Source organism: Niallia yueguangensis, assembly GCF_052663115.1.
Genome location: NZ_JBQTCX010000013.1, coordinates 82,842 through 106,482 on the forward strand (window position 1 = coordinate 82,842; position 23,641 = coordinate 106,482).

Genomic DNA, 23,641 nt, shown 5'->3' on the forward strand with positions numbered 1-23,641 from the left:
CCCACAGGAGTCTACGTGTATTCAGCCTGCTGAGTACTTCTTCTCCCATTTTTTTACGTAAAAAACAACAAACTTTGAGAAAACAGCTTTTAGTAATGTAGATTCTGCCCTGTTTCCTGCAGTTTCTGCTTGCCAAAAAAAGTCCCTTCAAACTTTACTCTTCACTACTATCCCACTCATATCTTTTCATACAAGTTGTTAAGCAATGATGCAATAGACTTTCTGCTGTTTTTAGCTGGATGGCTTTTATCGGTGAGCGATTGTTGCGCATCATTTGAAACCACTCATCATAATTGCGTTTTTCAATGGTTTTTATATCAAATGGAGACATTGGATAATCAATATAGCCATTTCTTGAAAGAATCGCTTTTTGTACAGGTAAATGAATGTCGTATTTTTTTAAAATGCTTTTTATAATCTTTTCCGTTCTGTTAATAGTTATGACAGGACTAAGGATTTTTTTCTCATTTTCTTCCCTTTTTTTTGTCCAGAACTTTTCATTAGAACCAACAAAAACAGCTGAATCTTCTGCTTCTAGCAGTGTAATGCACCATATTTCCGTAGGTGTAATAATAATGGTATCCAACTCAACTGGAGCTTGCTGCAGTAAAAATACTGGCTTATAAAGGACTAAATATGTATCTGGAAATCGTTGCAGATAATATTTTAATACTTCGTCATAGTACATTTCTTTTTTTACTATCGATTTTTCTGTTAATGTCGAACTTGCCCATTTCATTTGAAATTGAAAAAGTTGATTTAAAAATTGCCTTTTTACTTCTTCAATATTTTTTGGTGCAAAATAATTATTTGGTTGATAATCAAATGCCAACTCATCTTCTTCTAATTCCTCTAGTTGATTTTCTTTTATTTCTCTTTTTTCCAACCATTCATCGGCGTTTGTATTTCTTTTCATAATTCCTTTTAGCTTTGAGAAAATAGATGTTTTTTCTTCATTCGATTTTGCTCCAATTAGAGAAGGTTCTTCTACATATTCAGACGCTCGTTCTCCTGCTTCAAAGGAAGTTTTTACCCCTTCCCATTTTTGCTTTTTTAGACGAACAAACCGTGATGGATAGACAATAATATTTTGTTCATATCGCGAAATATAATCTTTTAGTTTGATTAACTGTGCCAACCCTTTTCCCCCTTTGCTGTCCACCTTCTTTTTTTAAAAGTTAAAAGTATGAATGGCCTCGTATTTCGGAACTTTGTCAAGATGTGTTTGGAATAGCTGAATGCTTTTCACTTCAAATAATAATTCTTTCTCTAGAGAAAGAGCTTCTTCGTCTAGCAATTGCTTAGGAAAATCTCCTTCACTCCATTTTCTTGCTAATGTAATGTGTGGATGAAAGGCTCTTGATTCTAATATATATCCAGCACTTTTGCATACATCATATACATCGTTTCTTAGCATATGTAATGGTTTGCTCTCGTTTACCCCTAACCAAAATATTTTTGGTTTATTTGGATTCCCGAAAATCCCTAATTTATGAATCTGTAAATAAAATGCTTGTTTTGATTGAATTTGCTTATTGGTCAGATTGATTAAAGTTTGCAATTGCTCCATAGAAGAAGATCCTAGGAAAGCTAAGGTAAGATGATAATCAGATGGGTGTACCCACTTCTTAAAGGGAAAAGAACGCTGCCATTCTTCTTTCGCTTCATTTATTTTTTCTTTTACTTCTGAAGGCAAAATCACTGCTATAAAATAATGAGGCTGTTTAGACATATAAACACCTTTCCTTTATTTTCTTCACATTATTCATATCGTTCATTTAGTGCACAAGTTATAATGCTATTATATATCCATTATCGTTTATTTTAATCCTTTAATCGTTGCTTTATTTTTTATCATTAACATCAGCCATAACTATATTAATGGTTAAAGGGCGTTTTCCTTTAACTGTAACTATGATTTTAGTAGTTTTTTCTCTATTCGTCTATTTATGGATGTATCAAAACACGCATTTCTAATGCTCTGCTACTTTATATTTTTAAAGGAAAGGAAGCTTATCATGAAAATTTATGAAAATATCGCTCAATTAATCGGCAATACTCCATTAGTAAAACTGAACTCTATTGGAAAAGAAGGGGGTGCAAGCATTTATGCAAAGCTAGAATATTTCAACCCAAGCAGAAGTGTAAAGGATCGGGCAGCCTATCATATGATTGCCGAAGCAGAAAAAGAAGGAAAATTAATGCCTGGAGCAACGATTATTGAACCTACAAGCGGCAATACAGGCATTGGTCTTGCCATGAATGCAGCAGCAAAAGGATATCGAGCCATTCTTGTGATGCCGGATACGATGACAAAAGAAAGAATAAATATTTTAAAAGCATACGGTGCGGAAGTTGTTTTAACTCCTGGTGACGAAAAAATGCCTGGCTCTATCAAAAAAGCTTTGCAAATAGCAAAAGAGATTCCAAACAGCTTTGTCCCGATGCAGTTTAATAATGTACATAACCCAGACGCTCATCGACATACTACTGCTGTAGAAATTATCGAAGCGATGGAACAATTAAAGAAACCGCTGGCTGCCTTTGTTGCAACAGCAGGGACTGGCGGAACAATTACAGGAACTGGAGAAGTTTTAAAAGAACATTATCCAGAGCTTTCGGTTCATGTTGTAGAACCTGCTGGCTCTCCTGTATTATCCGGCGGAAAACCGGGACTTCATAAACTTGTTGGTACAAGCCCAGGGTTTATTCCAGAAATATTAAATCAAAATGTTTATGATAAAATTCATTTAATTAAAGATGAAGAGGCGTATGAGTATACAAAAAGACTAGCAAAAGAGGAAGGAATTTTAGTTGGCCCTTCTTCAGGTGCTGCTTGTTTTGCCGCAGCAGAAGTTGCCAAAACACTGTCTCCAGAAGATATTGTTGTTTTTATCGTATGTGATACAGGAGAAAGGTATTTATCGAGTGATGTGTTTATGTAATGGATTTCTCCAATTTTTTTAACAAACAAAAAAGAATAATTAAACCTTCCTAAGAAAATTAACGACTTTTCTCAATTAAAATTCTTTTTTATAAATGGCTCTGTTAAACTTGCCTGTTGATTTCCGCTCCAGGCGTTCGCTTTCCGCGGGCGGTCCGGGAGCCTCCTCGGCACTGTGCGGAGGCCACTGAAAAAGTGTTTTATTATATAAATTATAGGTGAAACACTTAAATTTATTAGGGGGAAATTGGTATAGAGAGTTTGAAAACGACCATCATGTTGGTTAGGAGAGGCGTCCGCACGACTCCTGCGGGATTAGCGAGACAGGCGAGACCCCACAGGAGCAAAGCGACGAGGAGGCTTGGCGCTCGCCCCGCGGAAAGCGTGTGGTAAGCCTCGGAAAACCGAACGAAAACCTCTGAGTTGCTTGAATTGTCACTACCTATATTTTATAGCATCCACTTTTTCAGTGACCTCACTGTCCGCCTGTGGGGTCTCCCTCTGACTCGCTTTTCCCGCAGGAGTCTCACGCCTTCCACTCCAATCAACATAGTGCCAAAATCAACAATGAGCTTTAAAATAGCCTTATAAATAAAAAAGAGTAAACTTCTGCTACAATCGTTTTGGAAAAAAAGAAGCTACAACATGTAAAAGCGAGAGTTGGACTAGTTTTGGATATTTCCGGTTCGATGCGATCACTTTATAAGAATGGAACGGTTCAAAAGGTTGTAGAACGAATTTTAGCAGTAGCAAGTCAGTTTGATGATGATGGTTCTCTTGATGTCTGGGTATATGATAACGAATATTCCCGTTTAAAACCAGTTACAGAATTAGATTTTACAGACTATGTTAATACTTATATACTGAATAATCCACTTATTCATAAATTTGGACGCAATGATGAGCCTCCAGTAATGGAAGATGTTATTGCAAAATACACAGTAGACGATAGAAGTCCGGATCCGGCATTTATCGTATTTATTAATGATGGCGGCTGTAAACGTACGATTAAAAAACCAATTGTTTCTTCTTCTGATAAAGCTATATTTTGGCAATTTGTCGGTATAGGAAACAGTAATTTTGAAGTATTCGAAAAACTCGATACAATGGAAGGGCGCTATGTGGATAATGCTAATTTTTTTCATATAGAAGATATAGAAAAGATTCAAGATAACGAATTGTATGATAAATTATTAAATGAATTTCCAGCATGGATAAAAGAAGCAAATGAAAAAAACATCCTCTTATAATTAAAATGGGGTTACTTGTGGGGGGAAAATCAGGAATTACAAAAATAAATCACTTGTTCATTCACAAGTTTTTTCACCCACAAATCACCGAAAAACTCGAATGAAGATTTGTCCTTCATCACTCTGATGAAGGACATTTTTCTTAAAATCCAATAAAGCTTACTGAATTATTATTCTAACTCTCCACATTGTGCTATAATTTCTTCTTTGAAATAATCTTGCAATCTTCTAGTTATTTCTCCTACTTCACCAGTTGCCACGGGAACATTATTTATCGTTATGATCGGCGTTACTTCTGAAGTTGTACTGGAAAGAAACACTTCATCTGCGTCGATTAAATCTTCAATAGAAAAAGCTTCTTCCTTTACTTCCATTCCTTGTTTTTGGCATATTTCCACGATTTTTTGTCTTGTAATTCCGTTTAAGATATATTGATTTGCTTCATGTGTTCGAATCACTTGATCTTTTACAACCCATATATTCGAGGAGCTTCCTTCTGTTACCGTTAAATCACGGTATTGAATGCTTTCAAAACAACCGGCTTCTGCCGCTTTTTGTTTTGCCATGATATTTCCAAGTAAATTTAAACTTTTAATATCACATCGAAACCATCTAATATCTTCTACAGTAATTGCCGTAACACCATTGCTTAAATTAGTTACAGGACGGTTTAATTCTTTTGTATAAGCAACAAAAGTTGGTGCAATCTCCTTTGTTGGAAACGCATGATTTCTTGGACTAGTTCCTCTTGTAAATTGCATATAAATAATCCCATTATGTAAAGCATTTCTTTTTATTAACTCCTCTAATAAAAACGTTAAATTATCGACAGTAAAAGAAATTGGAATATTAATTTTTTCACAGCTTGCTTGCAATCGCTCAAAATGTTCTTTAGCAGTAAACATTTTGCCATTATAAACACGAATCACTTCATAGATTCCATCCCCAAATTGATAACCTCGATCTTCTATATCTACTTTTGCTTCTTCTCTTGGAATAAATACTCCATTCATTAATACAGTACTCATTCTCTCTCCCCCTTTAGTCTCTAGATGTATTCTACTCTTGACAGCAAGACCCTCACTGATAGTAGTTTCACCTTATTTAGCCAATTCATATATTGCTTGAGCATAAATAGCGGTTGCTTTTACGATATCCTCAATATACATGTACTCATCTTTTTGATGGGCAATATCTTCTCTATTCGGAAAAAGTGGTCCAAATGCTACACCTTTTTCTAAAGAACGGGCATACGTTCCTCCACCAATTGATATTAATGCCGCTTCTTCACCCGTTTGTTCCTCATAGACCTTGCTTAAAGTTTTAATTAACTGCGAGTCTTTTTCGACATAATGCGGTTTTGAATTTGAATAATGTTCAATCGAAAATCCATCTCTATCTAATAATTCATCGAGATAACGTTTTGTTTCGTCCATATTATTTGTGACTGGATAGCGTAAGGAAAGACCTAATCTTCCACCGTTTTCATTTGTATAATGCAATTTCCCAACATTTATCGTTAAATCCCCTGTTATATCATCGTGAAACGCTATTCCTAATTTACTCCCTCTTGTTTCGTCTGTAAAGTAATCAGCAAGAATAGTAAAAAAAGGTGCAGCCTTTTCATCAAGAGATAATGCCGCTAGAAATGCAGCAAGCTTCAACCCTGCATTCACCCCATTGTCAGGCTCTAAACCATGTGCGGAAACTCCATCCATCTCTAGTATCAATTCACCGTTCTCAACCATATCACGACCTGTGACATTTTGCTCTGTTAAATAGTCATGAAAACGCTGGATCACTTCCTGTTTATTTTTGCTATGTAAAACCGCTTTTGCATAATCTGGCACCATATTATATCTTCTTCCAGCACTAAATGACATAACTTCTATCAATGCTTCTTTTTCCAGCTCTGCCTTTTCTCGAACTTGCACAATATCAAAATCAGCAATACCTTTTTCTGCAAAAATAATCGGAAAATCAGCGTCTGGTGCGAACCCCATTGTCGGCATTTTTTCCTCTTGAAAATAAGCATCTACACAACGCCATTCACTTTCTTCATCCGTGCCAATAATCATCCTGACTTCTTTCTTTATAGGAAGATTTAATTCCTTTACTATTTTCATCGCATAATATGCTGCCATTGTAGGACCTTTATCATCCAATGCGCCTCTCGCATATATTTTCCCATCACGTATTTCTGCAGCAAACGGATTACTTGTCCAGCCATCACCTTCTGGAACAACATCGACATGACAAAGAATGCCTAAACTTTCTTTCCCTGTACCAAATTGCACATGCCCAGCAAGATTTTTTACATTTTTTACTTCAAAACCATCTTTTTTTCCTAATTCAAGCAAATAAGATAATGCTTGTTTTACGCCAACTCCCAGCGGTGCTTCTTCTGTCGCATTCTCTTCATCTAACACACTTTTGATTTGCAGCAGCCCTTGTAAATCTTTTATTAAATTATCTTTTCGACTATTTACTTCTTTTGACCAATCTATCGTATTCATTTTATCCTCCTAAAATAAGGTTTTCGAGTACAATTCAGTAAACATACCACAAATCGATTGTTAAGTGAAATGAGCGCTTTATCAACGGTCAAAAAAACAAAAACGTTCTGCAATAAAAAAAGAACAGTCCAATCAAAATTGCTAATACCGTTAATAAGGTGCTTGCCCATTTTTTTGCAACATAATAACTATCTTCGTTTTTATATCTGTTAAAAATAGGTGTTGCATTCATTATCTTTTCCCAAATTGTATGACACCAAATCGATAAAATGATAATAAAGAAAAAGAAAATACTTATTTTCAACCATAAAACAGGCAGCAGAACCATCGCTACTGATAAAGAAGAAATAATTTGAATATAACTAAACCAATAGGAAGGATTGCGAATCAACACTTTTATAAATAATTCTAAAAACCCTGTAACACCGGTACGTTTTTTAAATATTCTCCGCGAATTCCGATTAAAAAATGGTTTTTCCCTCGTAGAATAGGAAGGTTTCTCCACCTGCATAGAAAGCTGTAAAATCAGTGAAGTAAATCCTAATTTTGCTTTTTTCTCCTCTACTACTTCCTGATCAAAGGAGCTCTTTCTTTTTATTTGATAAAAATACAAGATTGGATGAAAAATAAACATCATTAATAGCAGCAATAACACGATTGGATGAAATGAAATAAATATATTCCAAATAGACAGTCCAATAAAAAAAGCAAAAATGGTGCAGACAATATTCAAAAATTTATTTCTTATCCGTAAAAGAAACAGCTTAAAAAGGATAATCCATAACCTTACAATATACACGGCGAGCAAAAGTTGTACTGCTTGTATCAAGCTCCAATGAGAAACAACAACAAAATAAGGAAGGAATAAACAGATGAATACTGCCGTTCCAATAAAATTCGTCAAGCAGGAATACAAATAGCCCCATTTTTTTATTCCATAAAAAAGCTGGGAATCCTTTATTAAAAAAACTTTGTCTGCCTCAAGTACAAATGTACGGATTTTTCCAAACCAAGTAAAACAATAAAAAAACAAAAAAACTAATGGTAATAAAATACTTTCCATCCATGATGGCGTAGCTTTCCACCACGATCGGTAAATAAATGCAAAAATGACAACGGATGGAACAACAAGGTAAAGAATAATCGTCCAATCCATAATTCTTTTTATCACATTGTATTGATAGCGACTATTTTTCCTAAAACGACTGAAAAAAAGGTGAAAACTATTCATGGACTGGCTCTCCCGCAATATGATGAAAGCAATCAAATAAAGAAGCATCTTCCAGTCCACATGTTTCTCTAAAGTCACTCAGTGTTCCATTGGCAACGATTGCTCCATTATGAATCATTAAAAACCGATTACAAATTTTCTCTGCTGTATCCAGTACGTGTGTGGACATAATAATGCCAGCACCCCTGTTTTTTTCTTCTTGTATATATTCCAATAGCAGCTTCATTGCCATTGGATCTAATCCCATAAATGGTTCATCAATGATGTAAAAGTCCGGTTTTGTAATGAATGCCAGCACAAGCATTGCTTTTTGCTGCATTCCTTTTGAAAAAGTTTGCGGAAATTGATGGATATGGTCCTGCAACGAAAACTTTTTTAATAATCGTTCTGCATCCGTTCGATAGGCTGCGTCCTCTAACTTTTCTACAGCAGCGATAAAGTCTAAGTGCTCCCATAACGTTAATTCATCATAAAATACTGGCCTTTCTGGTATATAGCTGTATGTATGGTCCATTATATCTATTTTTCCATCCATATGGGCTAATAGCCCAAGCATGCCTTTTATCGTCGTGCTTTTTCCGGCGCCATTTGAACCAATTAATCCGACCAGTTCTCCTTTTTGCAATTCAAAATTAATGTTATGAATGATATCTTTATTTCCTTCATAACCAGCCTTGTTAATGTTTACATTCAATACTTTCACTTATATCCCCCCTCCGTTTATATACGAATTACATTCAAAAAAGTTTTAAAAATTCCTTTTTTTATGTAAAATATGACAAAAGAGGGGGAAAGGAATGAATGGATTGGATTATATTAAACAATTAAGAAAATTAATCGGGAAAATGCCCGTCATTCTTGTCGGATCAGTTGTTATTATTTTAGACGAAAAAAAGAGAATCTTGTTACAGCAGCGAACACATCCACATGGAGTTTGGGGGCTTCCTGGCGGACTAATGGAACCTGGAGAATCAACAGAAGAAACGGCGATAAGAGAAGTGTATGAGGAAACAGGATTAAAAGTATCTGGCCTACAATTACTGCAAGTATATTCTGGAAAACAATATTATACCGTTGCCGCAAATGGCGATCCTTTTTATTCTGTCACAGCTGCCTATTACACCAATACATACAGCGGTTCTCTGCAGCTAAATAAAGAGGAGGCAATAGATTTAACTTATTTTGCCCAAGACGAATTACCGGAAAAAATGGTTAAAAGCCACCGCCAGTTTTTAAAAGATTATTTTTCTCTAAATAAATAAGGCTGTTTTCTCAAAGTTTGTTGTTTTTCACATGAAAAATTGGAGAAGAAGTACTCAGCAGACTGAATACACGTAGACTCCTGTGGGAATGCGAGAAAGACGAGACCCCACAGGAGCGTATGCGACGAGGAGGCTCGACGCTCGCCCACGGAAAGCGAAGTGTATTCAGGCTGCGAATTTAAAAGCAACAATCTATACGAAAACAGCCATAAATAAAAAGAGGTTATCCCACTTTACAAGGGGACAACCTCTTTATTTCTACTAATTCTTTTCTTTCGAATCGCTATACTGTTTTAATATTTGTATTAACTCGTTGTCACCCGTTTCTTCCGCATATTCAAGTGCGCTGTAGCCATCAATATCCTCTATTTTAATATCTGCACCATTTTCTAATAAAAGAGTAATAATTTCCGTATCTCCTTCGTAATTGTACACAGCATCATGTAAAACAGTACTGCCTAAATATTCATCTTTTATATTTGGGTTTGCACCGTTCTCCAGAAGATATTGAACAGCATCCGCATCATATGAATTTACAGCGTAATGTAATGGAGTCCATCCATCTGCATCTTTTTCATTGACCGTTCCGCTTTCCACGATAGCATCATAATCAGGAGTTTCTGTCTCCTCAAATGAGGTTTCATAATCATTAAGCATCGAAAATAAGTCTAACTTCTTCACCAATTTTAATGCACCGGCAACTAAACCAATGAATAGAAGCAAAGCAATAACAAATAAAATAATCCCTCTTATGACCCCGTTTTTTGGTTCTTTTAAAACTTGTCCTTCGTTGAAATTGTAGAAGCTTTCAATAGCGTATATCCGTTTAGGTAAATGCGGATGAGTGGACAATTTTTCATGAAACCATGTAAAAAAACCGCTTTCGTTTTCCAATTGCTCCATATACGCTTGTTTATTCACTTTTTTATACACTTCAGGTCCAATAGCAAGCATTGTTAATGCATTTTTTGCTGCCTCATATGATTGTACATAATAGGCAGCCGTTCGATCACATGTATATTCACACGCACGTAAATAGGCATTTCCTAAAAACGGTATCCATAAAGCAGGCAAAACAAAAAAGCCCATTTGTATATGTTTTCGTTTTAAATGAGTAAACTCATGTGCAAGAACAAATAATACTTCCTTCTCCGCATCTTTTTCTATACATTCAAAAATGCTTGCATATAAGACTACCATATTTTTTCTGAAAAACTTTGTAGCAAATGCGTTTAGTATTCCTTCTGATTCAAGAATATAAATATCCGGCATTTTTTCTAACCCTAAATCTTTTGCTGTTTTAACCGCCTTTTCATAGAGATCAGGAAATTGATTTTCTCCTAATTTTACGCCGTTTCTTCTAATTCCCCCTAGCATAATGCCATGAAAAAATAAAGATAAAACTGCCAATAATAAGATAATCACTATCCCAATAACAGAAAATAATAAAAATATATATCCAGAAATACTAATTAATAGAATAATAGCAAAATATATATTTTCTTTTTTGTAAACTAGATTTTCTTTTTTTATATTATTCAACATGTATCCCCTCCTGCTGTAAAGTCTTTTTGATTATAATAGATAAGCCTTTATGTTTAAAGGAAATTATCAGAATACAGGAAAATAGTAGCAATTGACGACTATTTGCGCATAAACACCTTATAAATCCCATAGTATGTACCATATGAATATTAGTAGAACACAGAAGCTGGGGTGCTACAGCCCTAAATACATACAAACCAGACCATTTAAAGCAAATATTTTGTAAATTTCAGCAAATGATGTAGAATTAATCACAAAATAAGGGTACAATGATACTAAGGATTTGACATTCTATTGTGTTCACTATTAGCCTGTCGAAAAGGAGTTGTCTGTGGAAAAGAAAATTACATACGCTTGAAGAATATTCTTCAAATAAGCTGTCGGTCGTAGGAATTTGCCAAAGGTTTGAAAAAAGGATAGGGAGTGGTTTATTGAAACCTTCAACTAACCGGATGTTAAACCGTATCAAATCCGTCTACATGTTTATTAGTAAGCGTGGAACTGTAACAACACAAGAGCTAGTGGAGGAATTTGGTATTACTCCTCGAACGATTCAAAGAGATTTGAATGTTTTAGCTTATAACGACTTAGTACAAAGCCCAAGTCGTGGTAAATGGACAACAACAAGAAAAAAAGTTAAAATGACTTCTTGAAATAGTGAAATGAACATTGTTTACGTAAAATATAAATTGGCTTATCATACCTGCTTTTTTAGCATTCTACCATAAAGAGAAAACATAAACAGGTGTTAAGCTATCTCCATGGAAACTCAGTCATTTGAATTTCCATTATCATTTAAAATGAATATATGAATAGAATTAAACTGCCCAAAGTGTTATATGGGCGTTTTTTTTGGCGAAAAAACTAAAATTGCTAATCTCCCTCTGTCCTCACTAAAACCTTCCTTTCCATCGAAATTTTTTCAGATAAAATAAAAGACCTCAAAATAAGAGGTCAATCGTGTGTATATTCAATTGAAGAACTTGTTAGTAGCCTATTTAAAGATTAAAACTGTATTGGCATCATTTCTTCTGTTATCGCTTTACAATCATATCCTTCTTTATCTAAATAGTTTAATAGCAGACTTAAATATTGTGCTGTCGCTTGTCGTTCATGTAAAAGGATAACGGGTTTTTTATGGCCAATGTTTTTTAATTGGTTAATTGTATTGTCCACATATCTTTTATCTTTATAATACCAATCTTGACTATCTATATCCCAATCCCATAAAATATACCCAGCCTGTTTTACTTTATTTAAGGACTCTTCATTCATATGTGGTTTACTGCCATAGGGTGTTCGAATCAGCAGACTTTTTTGATGAATAATTTGTTCCAGCTCTTCATTCGTACTGTTCATCTCATGAACAACTGAATTGCTTGTTGCATACACTTGTTTCACATCATGTGTAACACCATGCAAACCGATAGAATGGCCTTCTTTATGTACTTCTTGCACAATTTCAGAATATACTTCCATGTTTGGTTCTAAATAAAAAAACGTAGCTTTTGCATGATAATCTCGTAATTGCTTTAGTATGGCGGATGATACAGCTGATGGACCATCATCAAATGTTAAATAAACGATTTTTTTATTACGGTCTGCTGCTTCTGCCTTCGCTTTGAGTTGTTCTTTAATCTGTTGTTTCTTTTGTTGAAAAAGCGGATTATTCTCTTGTAACGGGGGACGATATATTTTCTTTTCCTGTAATACTCCTACTTGTTTCCTTGTACTTCCCTCAGTTTCACCAGCAAAAATATTCCAGAAAAAAATACTAAATAAAGAAATACATAGAATACTAATAACATAGATTTGTGGTTTTACTATTCTTTTTTTTCGTTTTTTTCTCATCTTGCTGCACACCTTCTATAACGATTCTTTATTAAGTATAACAGATAACAAGATGTTTGTTTCAAAAAAATTACAATTATTACAATAAAGATTTTAGAAAAGATAATAATAAAAGGCTGTTTTCTCAAAATTTGTTGTTTTTCACATAAAAAATGGGAGAAGAAGTACTCAGCAGGCTGAATACACGTAGACTCCTGTGGGAATGCAAGAAAGACGAGACCCCACAGGAGCGTATGCGACGAGGAGGCTCGGCGCTCGCTAAACGGACGAAGTGTATTCAGCCTGCGAGTTTAAAAGCAAAAATCTTTACGAAAACAGCATAATAAAAAAACGTCCATCATAATCTGGACGTTTTGATTATTTCACTTCATAATTTTGTAAAAGTTCGATTTCTTCATCAGTTAGTTCCCGATATTCTCCAAGTTCTAATGTCTCATCAAGCGTTAACGGGCCCATCGAAATTCTTTTTAAATACATCACTTTTTTGCCGACACTTTCAAACATTCGTTTTACTTGATGAAACTTTCCTTCTGATATTGTTAATTCGATATCTGATGTTTCACCAGATTTTAAAATCGTTAATTGTCCAGGCTTTGTCACATACCCATCATCTAATACCACCCCGTTTTTAAAGGCGATTATATCTTCTTCTGTGACTTCTCCTTTGATTACGGCAAAATACGTTTTCGGAACATGCTTTTTCGGCGACAAAAGACGGTGGGAAAGCTTCCCATCATTTGTAATAAGCAGCAGCCCTTCTGTATCCTTGTCTAATCTCCCTACCGGAAATGGATTATACACAGAATCTTCAATTTGCAATAAATCAATTACTGTTTCTTCTCTTGTGTCTTCCGTTGCTGAAATAAAACCAGGTGGCTTATTCATCATTAAATAAATAAATTCTTTATATTCAACAATATCGCCATAAAGTGTGACAACATCTTTAAATGGATCCACCTGCTGCTTAGCATCCTTTACAAGGACATCATTTATTTTTACTACTTTGTTTTTTAAAAGCATTTTTACTTCTTTTCTACTGCCGTAGCCAAGATTAGCCAGCATTTTATCAATTCTCATTTTTTCACAACCTAAACTGAAATTATATAATGCCCTCTTAAAAAGGAAGACGTAATTTTTGTTTTATCCGTTTTGCTCTATCGCCAAACAAAATATAGATTAATTTTGTCCGGTATGCTAAATAAGCATACGTAACGCCTCCTACAATACCTACCATTATAACTAAAAGCAATGACGCAACAAGAGAGTTTACAGATAAAAACAAATTTAATAGTTGATAAACCAATTCTGCACTTATAAACATAATAAAATTAAATGCCATAATAAGGACACTTCTTCTAAAAACTAGTTTAAAGGAAAAATTGGCATATACTTTAATAACCACTAAATTAATAACAATAGAAACAGTATAGCCTAATGCAGTCGCTAAAATCGCCCCCATCGTTTCCCATTTCTCAATAAGTGGTATATTTAAGCTTAACTTCACCAATATCCCTACTAATAAACTAAGAATCGTATAACGCTGCTCATTAATTCCTTGCAGAATGGCAGCCGTTACTGAATAAAGAGAAAATAAAATAGCAACTGGTGCATACATTCTTAAAACTTCTGTACCTAATTGTAAATCTGCAGTTGCTCCATAAAACAGCCTATATACTGGCTCTGCTAATATAGATAATCCAATGGTTGCCGGAAGGGTGATAAATAATAACACCTGAAATGTTTGATTTAAGTGATAGTTTACATTTTGTTGATCTTGATTCACAAAAGCTTTTGTGATCATTGGCACTAAAGCTAATGAGAAAGCAGTTGCCAACGAAACAGGAATAATGACAATTTTATGTGTTTGATAGTTAAAAATAGATAATGCCGTTTCCGAAACAGTACTTAAACCGATATTAGCCATAGCCCTATTAAAGGTAACAGTATCAATGAGCTGGAAAATTGGATTGGCAATACCTACAAAAACAAAAGGTGCAGCAGATATTAGAATTTCTTTATACATAGAATTTAAAGAAATATGCGACATCTCACTTTTATCTTCTAATAATAATTTATTTAAGTTACCTTTTCTTTTTTTCCAATACCATAAGAGGACGACCAATCCCCCGATGGCACCTATAAAAGCGGCAAATGTAGCTATACTAACAGCCGTTATTAATTTTCCTTTTAGCACATAAATGACAAGTGCTGCTCCACCAAGTAAAAATAAGATCCTGACAACTTGTTCAACAACCTGTGAAACAGCTGAAGGGCCCATAGATTCATGACCTTGAAAAAACCCTCTGATTAAACTCATTATTGGTACAACAATGAGGGCGAAACTGACTGCCCGAATTACTGTCGTAACATCCTTCACAGACGAAGTTAAATCCTCAGCAGGGATAATGATTTCTGCAAGAAATGGTGCTATTAAATAAAGCACTAGAAAAGAAACAAATCCAGTACATGCCATTACAAGCAAACCTGATTTAAACAAACGCCTGCCTACTCCGTATTCTCCTAATGCATTATATTTAGAAATAAACTTGCTGACTGCAAGGGGAATTCCAGCTGTTGCAATACTAATAACAATTGTATACGCTACATAAGAGTACTGATACAGAATCGTGCCTTGCGTTCCAACGATCATATTAAACGGAATAACATAGAATAATCCTAACACTTTTGATATAATCGTTCCTAATGTTAATATAAATGTACCTCTTAACAGTTTTGATGACATAAAATCCCTTCCTTAAATGGATCTAAGGTAAAACTTTAAATAATAGTAAGTATTTTTCTATATTTAGTTCATATGTAAATTTTAAAAAATTCTCTGACATAACAAAAAATTTTACCATGAAAATATCATTATACAAACAATAAATTAAGAAAATTTCATGAACATTTTTAGACACACTTATATTAGTGTACCCTTTCTTCATAAGAAACGCTACTTAGTACATTAGAAAATCATAAAAAAGAGAGTTGAATTTTGCATGCATTATGATGTAATTGTAATCGGTGGAGGACCATCTGGACTGATGGCAGCTATTGGGGCAGCCGAAAATAAAGCGAAAGTATTATTAATTGATAAAGGAGATAAACTAGGCAGAAAACTTGCTATTTCCGGCGGAGGAAGATGTAATGTAACGAATCGCTTGCCTGTAGAAGAGATTATTAAACATATCCCTGGAAATGGCCGGTTTCTATATAGCGGATTTTCGATTTTTAATAATGAAGATATCATTGCTTTTTTTGAAAATCTTGGCATTGCGCTTAAAGAAGAGGATCACGGCAGAATGTTTCCTGTCTCCAACAAAGCACAATCAGTTGTAGATGCGTTAATAAAGGAGCTGGATCGCCTAAAGGTGACAAGAAAAATAAATACACCTGTTAAAACGATACAATACAACGAAGATAGTAGTAAAACAGTCGTATTAACAAATGGAAAAACAGAATCTTGTACTTCCTTAATCATTGCAGTTGGCGGAAAGTCTGTTCCCCATACTGGTTCAACAGGTGATGGCTATGCTTGGGCGAAAAAGGCCGGACATACGATAACAGAATTATTCCCAACGGAAGTTCCAGTAACTTCCAAAGAACCATTTATTAAAGACAAGGTTCTCCAAGGTTTATCCTTAAAAAATGTTGCATTAAGTGTATTAAATCCAAAAGGAAAACCGCTGATTACGCATCAAATGGATATGATTTTCACTCATTTTGGCATAAGTGGCCCAGCGGTGCTGCGCTGTAGTCAATTTGTCGTAAAAGCATTAAAAAAGTGGAATTTATCAGAAGCAACGGTGTCTATTGATTCCTTTCCCACTATTAAAGAAGACAAGCTTCTCGAAGATATTAAGCAGATGATAAAAAAAGATGCAAAAAAAGCTATAAAAAATACATTAAAAGGCTTTTTAGTAGAACGCTATTTATTGTTTTTGCTGGAGCTAGCACAAATTGATCCAGCCGCACAAGGAGCTACTATTTCTTTAGAAAAATTAAAACAATTTGCTGGCTATTGTAAATCCTTTTCATTTAAAGTTAATGGTACATTGCCGCTGGAAAAAGCATTTGTTACTGGCGGCGGTGTATCCATTAAGGAAATCTTTCCGAAAACAATGGAATCAAAGCTAATGGAAGGCCTGTATTTTTGTGGAGAAATATTAGATATTCATGGCTATACAGGTGGATACAATATTACTTCTGCCTTTGTAACAGGACGATTAGCTGGTGTTAATGCAGCATTATTTGCTAAACAAATGCATGTGGATTAATTAGAAAAGCGCAAGTGCCTTGACCAGCGCCAAAGAAAAATGTTCTCTTGTCTCAAAAAATGTCTTTTACTTTTAGAGACAAGAGGTTATCTTTCACAGGGGCTAGGCGCTGGAGCTAGACACTCTTCTAACTTGAGACTTATAAATTCTGATATTAGGCTGTTTTCTCAAAGTTTGTTGTTTTTGAATAAAATAATAAACATGACTGAAGCACTGAGCAGCCTGAATACACGTAGACTCCTGCGGAAAAAGCGAGAAAGACGAGACCCCACAGGAGCATAGCGACGAGGAGGCTCGGCACTCGTCCGCGGAAAGCGAAGTGTATTCAGGCTGCGGGTTAAAATAACAATAATCTATACGAAAAAGAGCCTATTATTAAAAAAGCTGAACACCTTTTGTTCAGCTTTTTATCTATATAGAAGCCTCACTTAGCTCCTATAAATAATCATCGAAGAAAAACAATAAATTTGTTCGTCTTCTTCTTCCGGCATAGCTGCCACATTATATTTAATATCAATAAGTTTCTTTTCCTCTATCTTTTCTAAAAACTTATTCATTTCCAGCTCTAAATCTTTTTCATGCTCTTGATCAAATAATTTCACTTTTATCATTGTTTATCCTGCTCCCTTTGAGAAAATAACCGCTTTCTATTATCATCATAGACAAAATAAACAATATTCATCCATTCTACTTTTAATCTAAGTATCTTTTGGCTCCCCTGAAAATAAGCTCTGTTAAAAGGGGGTTTCCGAAGCTTATCGCTCGCTTTCCGCGGGGCGAGCGCCGAGCCTCCTCGTCACTTTGCTCCTGCGGGGTCTCGCCTTTCTCGCAAATCCCGCAGGAGTCGAGCAAACGCTTCTCCAAACCAACATCATTCTTAGCCCTAACTCCTTCTATCTTCACGCTGAATGAAAAGGAAAATATGTTTAAACAGCAAAATCATTTTGCTTCTGACTACAAAAAAAGCCCTCCCACTATTTATAAACCATGGAAGAGCTTCCCCTACTAAATAGTACTTCCTTTCCAATCAAGCATGCCACCAAGCATGTTTACAACATGATAGCCTTGATCCTGCAGGTAATAGCATACATTTTCGCTTCTTACGCCAGATCGGCAAATAAAAACATACTCTTTCTCTTTAGAAAAATACTCTAAATTCGCTGGGATGTCATTCATTCTAATATGTTTTGCACCTGGAATCATTCCTTCTGCCACTTCCTGATCTTCCCGCACGTCTACTAACTCCACTTTTTCCCCATTTTTCAATTTTTTCTCTAATTCATCTGTTGTTATTTCTTTTATCTCCATCTTTTTTCCCTCCATCTATTTGCAAAAATAAATTTCATTTTCACTATGCATATACTTATTTCTCTTTGTAATATAGAATAAACCATTAGAAGATGCAAATCGTATGATTGATTTCTACATAACAACAAAAAAAGGTTCAACAATGGATTTTTTCACCATGCTGAACCTTTTCTACAAAAGAACTTCTTAATTAGCTACTATATTTACTAATTTACCTGGAACGGCAATTACTTTTCTAACCGTTTTGCCGTCAATTTGTTCTTTTACTTGAACATCATCCATTGCAATTTGTTCTAAAGCTTCTTTATTTGCATCTGCAGGAACCATTAGCTTCGCTTTCACTTTTCCATTAATTTGCACAACGATTTCCACTTCATCATCTACTAATTTTGCTTCATCATATGCTGGCCAAGCTTCATAAGCAATAGTAGAAGATTGTCCTGTTAGCTTCTCCCAAAGTTCTTCAGCAATATGTGGACAAATTGGTGAAAGTAATTTTACAAAACCTTCTACATATGCTTTCGGCAATGTATCTGCTTTATAGCACTCATTAATAAATACCATTAGTTGAGAAATGGCTGTATTAAAACGAAGACCTTCAATATCATCTGTCACTTTTTTAACCGTTTGATGATATAGTTTTTCCAATGCTTTTTCTCCTTCCGCATTTGCAATTTTAGCAGAAAGTGCACCATTATCCTCTACAATTAAACGCCAAATGCGGTCAAGGAAACGTCTTGCACCATCAAGTCCTTTTGTCGACCAGGCAATTGATGCGTCAAGTGGTCCCATAAACATCTCATACAAACGTAAAGTATCAGCACCATGTGTTTCCACAATTTCATCTGGGTTTACAACATTTCCTTTTGATTTACTCATTTTTTCATTATTTTCCCCTAAAATCATTCCTTGGTTAAATAATTTTTGGAATGGTTCTTTTGTTGGGACGATTCCTATATCATAAAGGAATTTATGCCAGAAACGAGCATAAAGCAAATGTAATACCGCATGCTCTGCGCCTCCGATATAAATATCTACAGGTAGCCATTCTTTAATTTTTTCAGGATCTGCTAGTTTTTCGCTATTTTTTGGATCAATATAACGTAGATAGTACCAGCAGCTTCCCGCCCATTGTGGCATTGTATTTGTTTCACGACGCCCTTTTTTCCCTGTTTCAGGATCTACAACATTTACCCATTCTGCAATGTTGGCAAGTGGAGATTCCCCTGTTCCAGAAGGCTTAATTTCTGTAGTTTTTGGAAGAGTCAACGGCAATTGTTCAACTGGAACACCTGTCATTGTGCCATCTTCCCAGTGAATAATCGGAATTGGCTCACCCCAGTAGCGTTGACGGCTAAATAACCAGTCGCGCAATCTGTACGTAACTTTTTTCGCTCCTATTCCTTTTTCTTCCAACCAAGGAATCATTTTTGCAATCGCTTCTTCTTTTTTAAGCCCGTTTAAGAAATCGGAGTTAACATGCTCTCCATCGCCAGTATAAACTTCTTTTCCTAAATCTCCTCCTGCGACTACTTCTTTGATTGGAAGATTAAATGTTTTTGCAAATTCATAGTCTCTCTCATCATGTCCAGGAACTGCCATAATGCTGCCAGTTCCGTAGCTGACTAGCACATAATCTGCAATCCAAATTGGCAGTTTTTCTCCATTTACTGGATTAATCGCATAGGCGCCAGTGAAAACACCTGTTTTTTCTTTTGCAAGATCCGTTCTTTCCAAATCACTTTTGCTTTTGACTTTATCTAAATAAGCTGCAACAGCGTCTTTTTGTTCACTTGTTGTAATTTTTTCTACAAGTGCATGCTCAGGTGCTAATACAGCATAGGTTGCACCAAAAAGTGTATCCGGTCTTGTTGTAAACACAGTAAATGTTTCTTCATGATTGTCGATTTGGAATGTTACTTCTGCACCTTCAGAACGACCAATCCAGTTTCTTTGCATTTCTTTAATGCTTTCTGGCCAGTCTACATCCTTTAAATCGTCAATTAAACGATCAGCATACGCTGTAATTTTTAACATCCATTGTTTCATTGGACGTCTTTCAACAGGATGTCCTCCACGTTCACTTTTCCCATCAATAATTTCTTCATTTGCAAGCACTGTTCCTAGTGCAGGACACCAGTTCACCGCAACTTCATCTACATAAGCAAGTCCTTTTTCAAATAACTGTAAAAAGATCCATTGTGTCCATTTATAGTATTCAGGATCTGTTGTATTAATTTCACGATCCCAATCATAAGAGAATCCTAATGATTTAATTTGACGTCTAAATGTGTCTATATTTTTTTGAGTGAAAACCGCTGGATCATTCCCAGTGTCTAATGCATATTGTTCTGCCGGCAAGCCAAATGCGTCCCACCCCATTGGATGCAGTACATTAAAATCTTGCATTCTTTTCATACGGGACAGAATATCTGTTGCCGTGTAGCCTTCTGGATGCCCTACATGCAAACCAGCTCCTGACGGATACGGAAACATATCAAGTGCATAAAACTTTTTTTTGCCTTTTTCTTCACTTGTTTTATTCGTTTTATTTTCTTCCCAATGATTTTGCCATTTCTTCTCTATCTGTTGATGATTAAAGCTCATCTTTTTTCCTCCTACTGTAAAAATATCTTTATGTTAATTTACAAATAAAAAACCTCTCATCCCAAATAGGGACGAGAGGTATTATGTATGTTCTCCCGCGGTACCACCCACATTAGTGAAAAATCCACTCGCTTCATTAACCCTTAACGCGGTGGACGGCAAGCATTACTGCTAGTTCACACTTGCAACTCAAAGGCGAGTTCAAGATGTTTTTTGGCATGACTTTCACCAACCGTCAGCTCTCTATTGCAAAAAATCATCTTTACTATTCCTTCTCGATGTTTTTCCCTATATCTTTTACTTATTGTATTGTATTTCTTGTAAGGATGCAAGTAGGCTAACAGAATATATATTACGGCTAAAAAAGTGCTGAATTCCTAAAAAGGTACTTTAATATATGCTTACTTGACCATTATGTACCTTTATCTGAAAAAGAAATATTTTCCCCTATTTATTCTTGCTGAAATGATCAACAACCCATTGCAATAGTTTTAAATCTTGATTTTTTCCTGCTATAAAGGATAATCCTACTGGCGCCCCGTCTACCTCAGCAACTGGAACATTCACTTGCGGCAACCCTGACAAGCCTGCGATACAACATAATTGTAATGTTTGGCTGCGGCGAACCTCTAAAGCTTCATTTGGTAAATTTAATAATGGGGCTACATCAGGTGCTGTTGGAATCACTAGTATGCCATCTTCTTGTAATAGCTGCTCCATATCGCTTCTAATTTTCTTTCTTTTTGGAAGACATGCTTCCACTTCACTTGTTGTGACATTGCTTGCCATTTCAAAACGTTCAGCAATTCCTGGTCCAAATGTGGGATTTTCTTTTTTAATCCATTCTCCATGCTCTGTCCAAATTTCATTCGCTTGAAGGATACGGAATACTTCTTTCCATTCTTGCAGCCCTTCTTCTGCAACGATCACAGGCTCGGGATTATCGATAACCTTTTGCAGATGAGCTTCTAACACTGTTTTCACCTTTTCATCTGTTAACTCCCAAGCATCCTTTGCTTGCAAAAAACGAGTAAAAGGCTTTTGCTCTTCTTCCTTTTGATCGATTAATACTTTCCCTACTTTGAGAAGAACTTCCGCTTCTCTTGCCATCCAGCCAACTGTATCGAAGCTTTTTGCAAGCGGAATTACACCTTCAATTGGAACTAGTCCATGTGAAGGACGAATGCCAAATAATCCGCAATAAGACGATGGAATTCGAATGGAACCGCCTGTATCTGTACCAATAGAAAAATCGGATAATTCAGCTGCAACCGTAACAGCAGAGCCGCATGAAGATCCGCCTGGAATTCTTCGAGGATCCTTTGGATTTACTGGCGTTCCATAATGAAAGTTTTCCCCATTTAAACTATACATGATTTCGTCTGTTATCGTTGTCCCTTCTAGAATTGCCCCTTCTTGCAATAAACGATTAAGAGCTGGTGCCGTTTTTTTGGCTGCTTTATGTGTTTTCAGCCAATCCGGATTTCCAGCTGAAGCGATATGTCCTTCAATCTCAAAAACGTCCTTTACGGCAAAACGCATATTATGTAATTCTCCGTCACCTAATCCCTTGATTGTTAAATCTTTATCCATGTATGCACCATAATTATTTGTCATCTTACAATTCCCCCATTGTTGTACCGTCTTTTTCATTCTTTTTGTTACGAGAGGTGATCGACTACATTATAATCTTTAATTGTCCATTTATTATCATTATAATGAATATTACTGATACAAGCATTCATTAAATACGTATTTTCTAATGTAATTTGATTTTCTGATAAGGTGTTTAGAATCGTATGGATCACTGCACCATGCGCTACTAATAACACATTTTTATTCGGATAATCTAATACAACCTTTTGAAGACCTTTTAAAATTCGATCAATTAAATCTTCTCGAGATTCCTGGTTAGGATATTGTAAATCAGGGTATAACTTTTCTCTTTCTTCTCTTGTTTTCCCTTCCGCTTCACCAAAGCTTCTTTCCATAAACTGCTCCATTTCTACAAGTGGCAAGTTTAAAGCTTCATTAATGATGGTTGCTGTTTTTTTCGCCCGTATTAATGGACTAGTCACCATAACATTCCAATTAGATCCTTTTAAGTGATCCCGGCAATTTTCAGCTTGTTTTATTCCTTTTTCATTTAAGGGAATATCCGTTTTCCCTTGAATCTTCCCTAAAGAATTCCAGTCCGTTTCTCCGTGTCGGATTAAACATATATTCGTCATGACTCGTTTCCTTCCTAAATAGGTAGTTCAAAAACATTTTATCCTATTTATTAATTTAGTCGAAAAAGTCTTATTTTTCAATTAAATTTAATAAAGAAACAAAGTATTCTCAAATGTTTTGCATCGTTAAACTTGATATTCTATGTAAGAAATTTTATTATAATGGAGGTTTTTTAAAAAGATAAAGAAAGAAGGTATTTTGTATGCATTGGCTGTTCTTGTGTCTCGCTATACTTTTTGAAGTGGCTGGAACTGTTACGATGAAGCTTTCTTATGGGTTTACAAAGATTCTTCCTAGCATTTTATTTATTATTTTTTATCTTGCGGCATTTGGTTTTCTTACCTTAACATTAAAATCAATGGATATTTCAATTGCATACGCTATTTGGTCTGGCCTTGGAATTGTACTTTTAAGCGTTATTGGTTTTTATTTTTTTCAAGAGAACTTGAATCCACTTAAAGTTTTTTCCATCGTTCTTATTATTGTAGGAGTAATTTTACTTAATTTATCCAGCAATCATGGTTCGAGTAAACAACTAGATGAAAAGCAAGCGTATTCCAAATCTAACTATTAAATACTTCCCCATCTTATAGGATGGGGAAGTATTTTGTTTAAAAA

At 35.3% G+C, this 23,641-nt stretch carries 21 protein-coding genes and 1 other annotated feature; of the genes, 6 read left to right on the top strand and 15 right to left on the bottom strand.

All coding sequences use genetic code 11. The annotated features are described in order from the left end of the window. Positions 1–154: 154 nt before the first annotated feature. Both ACTYA4_RS13490 and thpR read right to left on the bottom strand, forming a co-directional pair. Positions 155–1,138, bottom strand: a complete 984-nt coding sequence (locus ACTYA4_RS13490; RefSeq protein WP_443482296.1) for a nuclease-related domain-containing protein — start codon at positions 1,136–1,138, stop codon at positions 155–157. 33 nt (positions 1,139–1,171) lie between these two features. Continuing rightward, the gene (gene thpR / locus ACTYA4_RS13495) at positions 1,172–1,732 is read right to left on the bottom strand and encodes an RNA 2',3'-cyclic phosphodiesterase (protein WP_443482295.1); all 561 of its coding nucleotides are present in this window, start codon (positions 1,730–1,732) and stop codon (positions 1,172–1,174) included. A 286-nt stretch (positions 1,733–2,018) separates the two neighbouring features. On the opposite strand from thpR, the gene cysK reads away from it, so the two are divergent. Next, positions 2,019–2,945 (top strand): cysteine synthase A, encoded by a 927-nt coding sequence (gene cysK, locus ACTYA4_RS13500; RefSeq protein ID WP_443482294.1) that lies wholly within the window; start codon positions 2,019–2,021, stop codon positions 2,943–2,945. 616 nt (positions 2,946–3,561) lie between these two features. After that, complete coding sequence (locus ACTYA4_RS13505) at positions 3,562–4,194, top strand: vWA domain-containing protein (RefSeq protein ID WP_443482361.1); 633 nt, start codon at positions 3,562–3,564, stop codon at positions 4,192–4,194. Positions 4,195–4,364: 170 nt separating this feature from the next. Here ACTYA4_RS13505 and dat read toward each other — a convergent pair whose 3' ends face one another. The 4 genes from dat to ACTYA4_RS13525 all read right to left on the bottom strand — a co-directional run bounded on the left by dat (position 4,365) and on the right by ACTYA4_RS13525 (position 8,644). Next, positions 4,365–5,222 carry a D-amino-acid transaminase gene (dat, locus tag ACTYA4_RS13510; RefSeq protein ID WP_443482293.1) on the bottom strand — a complete coding sequence of 286 codons (858 nt, stop codon included), beginning with the start codon at positions 5,220–5,222 and terminating at the stop codon, positions 4,365–4,367. A gap of 72 nt (positions 5,223–5,294) precedes the next feature. Then, positions 5,295–6,710, bottom strand: a complete 1,416-nt coding sequence (gene pepV / locus ACTYA4_RS13515; protein ID WP_443482292.1) for a dipeptidase PepV — start codon at positions 6,708–6,710, stop codon at positions 5,295–5,297. Positions 6,711–6,798: 88 nt separating this feature from the next. Continuing rightward, a complete protein-coding gene (locus ACTYA4_RS13520) occupies positions 6,799–7,941 on the bottom strand; it encodes an ABC transporter permease (protein ID WP_443482291.1) in 1,143 nt (380 codons plus the stop codon). Then, positions 7,934–8,644, bottom strand: a complete 711-nt coding sequence (locus ACTYA4_RS13525; protein ID WP_443482290.1) for an ABC transporter ATP-binding protein — start codon at positions 8,642–8,644, stop codon at positions 7,934–7,936. Before ACTYA4_RS13525 ends, ACTYA4_RS13520 begins: the two co-directional genes overlap by 8 nt. A gap of 103 nt (positions 8,645–8,747) precedes the next feature. Between ACTYA4_RS13525 and ACTYA4_RS13530 the strand changes: the two genes are divergently transcribed. Beyond that, positions 8,748–9,203 (top strand): NUDIX hydrolase, encoded by a 456-nt coding sequence (locus ACTYA4_RS13530; protein WP_443482360.1) that lies wholly within the window; start codon positions 8,748–8,750, stop codon positions 9,201–9,203. A 261-nt stretch (positions 9,204–9,464) separates the two neighbouring features. Here ACTYA4_RS13530 and ACTYA4_RS13535 read toward each other — a convergent pair whose 3' ends face one another. Beyond that, positions 9,465–10,748, bottom strand: a complete 1,284-nt coding sequence (locus tag ACTYA4_RS13535; protein WP_443482289.1) for a M48 family metallopeptidase — start codon at positions 10,746–10,748, stop codon at positions 9,465–9,467. 431 nt (positions 10,749–11,179) lie between these two features. On the opposite strand from ACTYA4_RS13535, the gene ACTYA4_RS13540 reads away from it, so the two are divergent. Continuing rightward, the gene (locus ACTYA4_RS13540) at positions 11,180–11,401 is read left to right on the top strand and encodes a DeoR family transcriptional regulator (RefSeq protein ID WP_016202849.1); all 222 of its coding nucleotides are present in this window, start codon (positions 11,180–11,182) and stop codon (positions 11,399–11,401) included. 352 nt (positions 11,402–11,753) lie between these two features. Here the strand turns inward: ACTYA4_RS13540 and ACTYA4_RS13545 are convergent, their stop codons facing one another. From ACTYA4_RS13545 to ACTYA4_RS13555, 3 genes are all read right to left on the bottom strand, one after another. Next, positions 11,754–12,599: a polysaccharide deacetylase family protein gene (locus ACTYA4_RS13545; RefSeq protein ID WP_443482288.1), complete on the bottom strand. Its 846-nt coding sequence runs from the start codon at positions 12,597–12,599 to the stop codon at positions 11,754–11,756. A 357-nt stretch (positions 12,600–12,956) separates the two neighbouring features. Next, a complete protein-coding gene (locus ACTYA4_RS13550; RefSeq protein ID WP_443482287.1) occupies positions 12,957–13,676 on the bottom strand; it encodes a pseudouridine synthase in 720 nt (239 codons plus the stop codon). A gap of 37 nt (positions 13,677–13,713) precedes the next feature. Further along, complete coding sequence (locus ACTYA4_RS13555) at positions 13,714–15,342, bottom strand: putative polysaccharide biosynthesis protein (protein ID WP_443482286.1); 1,629 nt, start codon at positions 15,340–15,342, stop codon at positions 13,714–13,716. Between the two features lie 256 nt (positions 15,343–15,598). On the opposite strand from ACTYA4_RS13555, the gene ACTYA4_RS13560 reads away from it, so the two are divergent. Further along, positions 15,599–16,876 carry a BaiN/RdsA family NAD(P)/FAD-dependent oxidoreductase gene (locus ACTYA4_RS13560; RefSeq protein WP_445505686.1) on the top strand — a complete coding sequence of 426 codons (1,278 nt, stop codon included), beginning with the start codon at positions 15,599–15,601 and terminating at the stop codon, positions 16,874–16,876. A 428-nt stretch (positions 16,877–17,304) separates the two neighbouring features. Here the strand turns inward: ACTYA4_RS13560 and ACTYA4_RS13565 are convergent, their stop codons facing one another. The 5 genes from ACTYA4_RS13565 to ACTYA4_RS13585 form a co-directional block, all read right to left on the bottom strand. After that, positions 17,305–17,487: a sporulation protein Cse60 gene (locus ACTYA4_RS13565; protein ID WP_443482284.1), complete on the bottom strand. Its 183-nt coding sequence runs from the start codon at positions 17,485–17,487 to the stop codon at positions 17,305–17,307. Positions 17,488–17,881: 394 nt separating this feature from the next. After that, positions 17,882–18,184: a rhodanese-like domain-containing protein gene (locus ACTYA4_RS13570; RefSeq protein ID WP_443482283.1), complete on the bottom strand. Its 303-nt coding sequence runs from the start codon at positions 18,182–18,184 to the stop codon at positions 17,882–17,884. 186 nt (positions 18,185–18,370) lie between these two features. Further along, positions 18,371–20,791, bottom strand: a complete 2,421-nt coding sequence (leuS, locus tag ACTYA4_RS13575) for a leucine--tRNA ligase (RefSeq protein ID WP_443482282.1) — start codon at positions 20,789–20,791, stop codon at positions 18,371–18,373. Between the two features lie 64 nt (positions 20,792–20,855). Then, positions 20,856–21,079 (bottom strand) — a binding site (T-box leader). Positions 21,080–21,238: 159 nt separating this feature from the next. Next, positions 21,239–22,408 (bottom strand): amidase, encoded by a 1,170-nt coding sequence (locus ACTYA4_RS13580; protein ID WP_443482281.1) that lies wholly within the window; start codon positions 22,406–22,408, stop codon positions 21,239–21,241. A 44-nt stretch (positions 22,409–22,452) separates the two neighbouring features. Continuing rightward, positions 22,453–23,022: a histidine phosphatase family protein gene (locus ACTYA4_RS13585; protein ID WP_443482280.1), complete on the bottom strand. Its 570-nt coding sequence runs from the start codon at positions 23,020–23,022 to the stop codon at positions 22,453–22,455. Between the two features lie 203 nt (positions 23,023–23,225). Between ACTYA4_RS13585 and ACTYA4_RS13590 the strand changes: the two genes are divergently transcribed. Then, positions 23,226–23,597, top strand: coding sequence for a DMT family transporter (locus ACTYA4_RS13590; protein ID WP_443482279.1), 372 nt, complete (start codon positions 23,226–23,228; stop codon positions 23,595–23,597). Positions 23,598–23,641 lie beyond the last annotated feature (44 nt).

Coding starts and splice junctions, on each gene's coding strand:
- ACTYA4_RS13520 (WP_443482291.1), bottom strand. CDS start 7,941: ATGAATAGTTTTCACCTTTTTTTCAGTCGTTTTAGGAAAAATAGTCGC.
- ACTYA4_RS13590 (WP_443482279.1), top strand. CDS start 23,226: ATGCATTGGCTGTTCTTGTGTCTCGCTATACTTTTTGAAGTGGCTGGA.
- pepV (WP_443482292.1), bottom strand. CDS start 6,710: ATGAATACGATAGATTGGTCAAAAGAAGTAAATAGTCGAAAAGATAAT.
- ACTYA4_RS13580 (WP_443482281.1), bottom strand. CDS start 22,408: ATGACAAATAATTATGGTGCATACATGGATAAAGATTTAACAATCAAG.
- ACTYA4_RS13565 (WP_443482284.1), bottom strand. CDS start 17,487: ATGATAAAAGTGAAATTATTTGATCAAGAGCATGAAAAAGATTTAGAG.
- ACTYA4_RS13545 (WP_443482288.1), bottom strand. CDS start 12,599: ATGAGAAAAAAACGAAAAAAAAGAATAGTAAAACCACAAATCTATGTT.
- cysK (WP_443482294.1), top strand. CDS start 2,019: ATGAAAATTTATGAAAATATCGCTCAATTAATCGGCAATACTCCATTA.
- ACTYA4_RS13535 (WP_443482289.1), bottom strand. CDS start 10,748: ATGTTGAATAATATAAAAAAAGAAAATCTAGTTTACAAAAAAGAAAAT.
- leuS (WP_443482282.1), bottom strand. CDS start 20,791: ATGAGCTTTAATCATCAACAGATAGAGAAGAAATGGCAAAATCATTGG.
- ACTYA4_RS13555 (WP_443482286.1), bottom strand. CDS start 15,342: ATGTCATCAAAACTGTTAAGAGGTACATTTATATTAACATTAGGAACG.
- ACTYA4_RS13560 (WP_445505686.1), top strand. CDS start 15,599: ATGCATTATGATGTAATTGTAATCGGTGGAGGACCATCTGGACTGATG.
- dat (WP_443482293.1), bottom strand. CDS start 5,222: ATGAGTACTGTATTAATGAATGGAGTATTTATTCCAAGAGAAGAAGCA.
- thpR (WP_443482295.1), bottom strand. CDS start 1,732: ATGTCTAAACAGCCTCATTATTTTATAGCAGTGATTTTGCCTTCAGAA.
- ACTYA4_RS13585 (WP_443482280.1), bottom strand. CDS start 23,022: ATGACGAATATATGTTTAATCCGACACGGAGAAACGGACTGGAATTCT.
- ACTYA4_RS13570 (WP_443482283.1), bottom strand. CDS start 18,184: ATGGAGATAAAAGAAATAACAACAGATGAATTAGAGAAAAAATTGAAA.
- ACTYA4_RS13550 (WP_443482287.1), bottom strand. CDS start 13,676: ATGAGAATTGATAAAATGCTGGCTAATCTTGGCTACGGCAGTAGAAAA.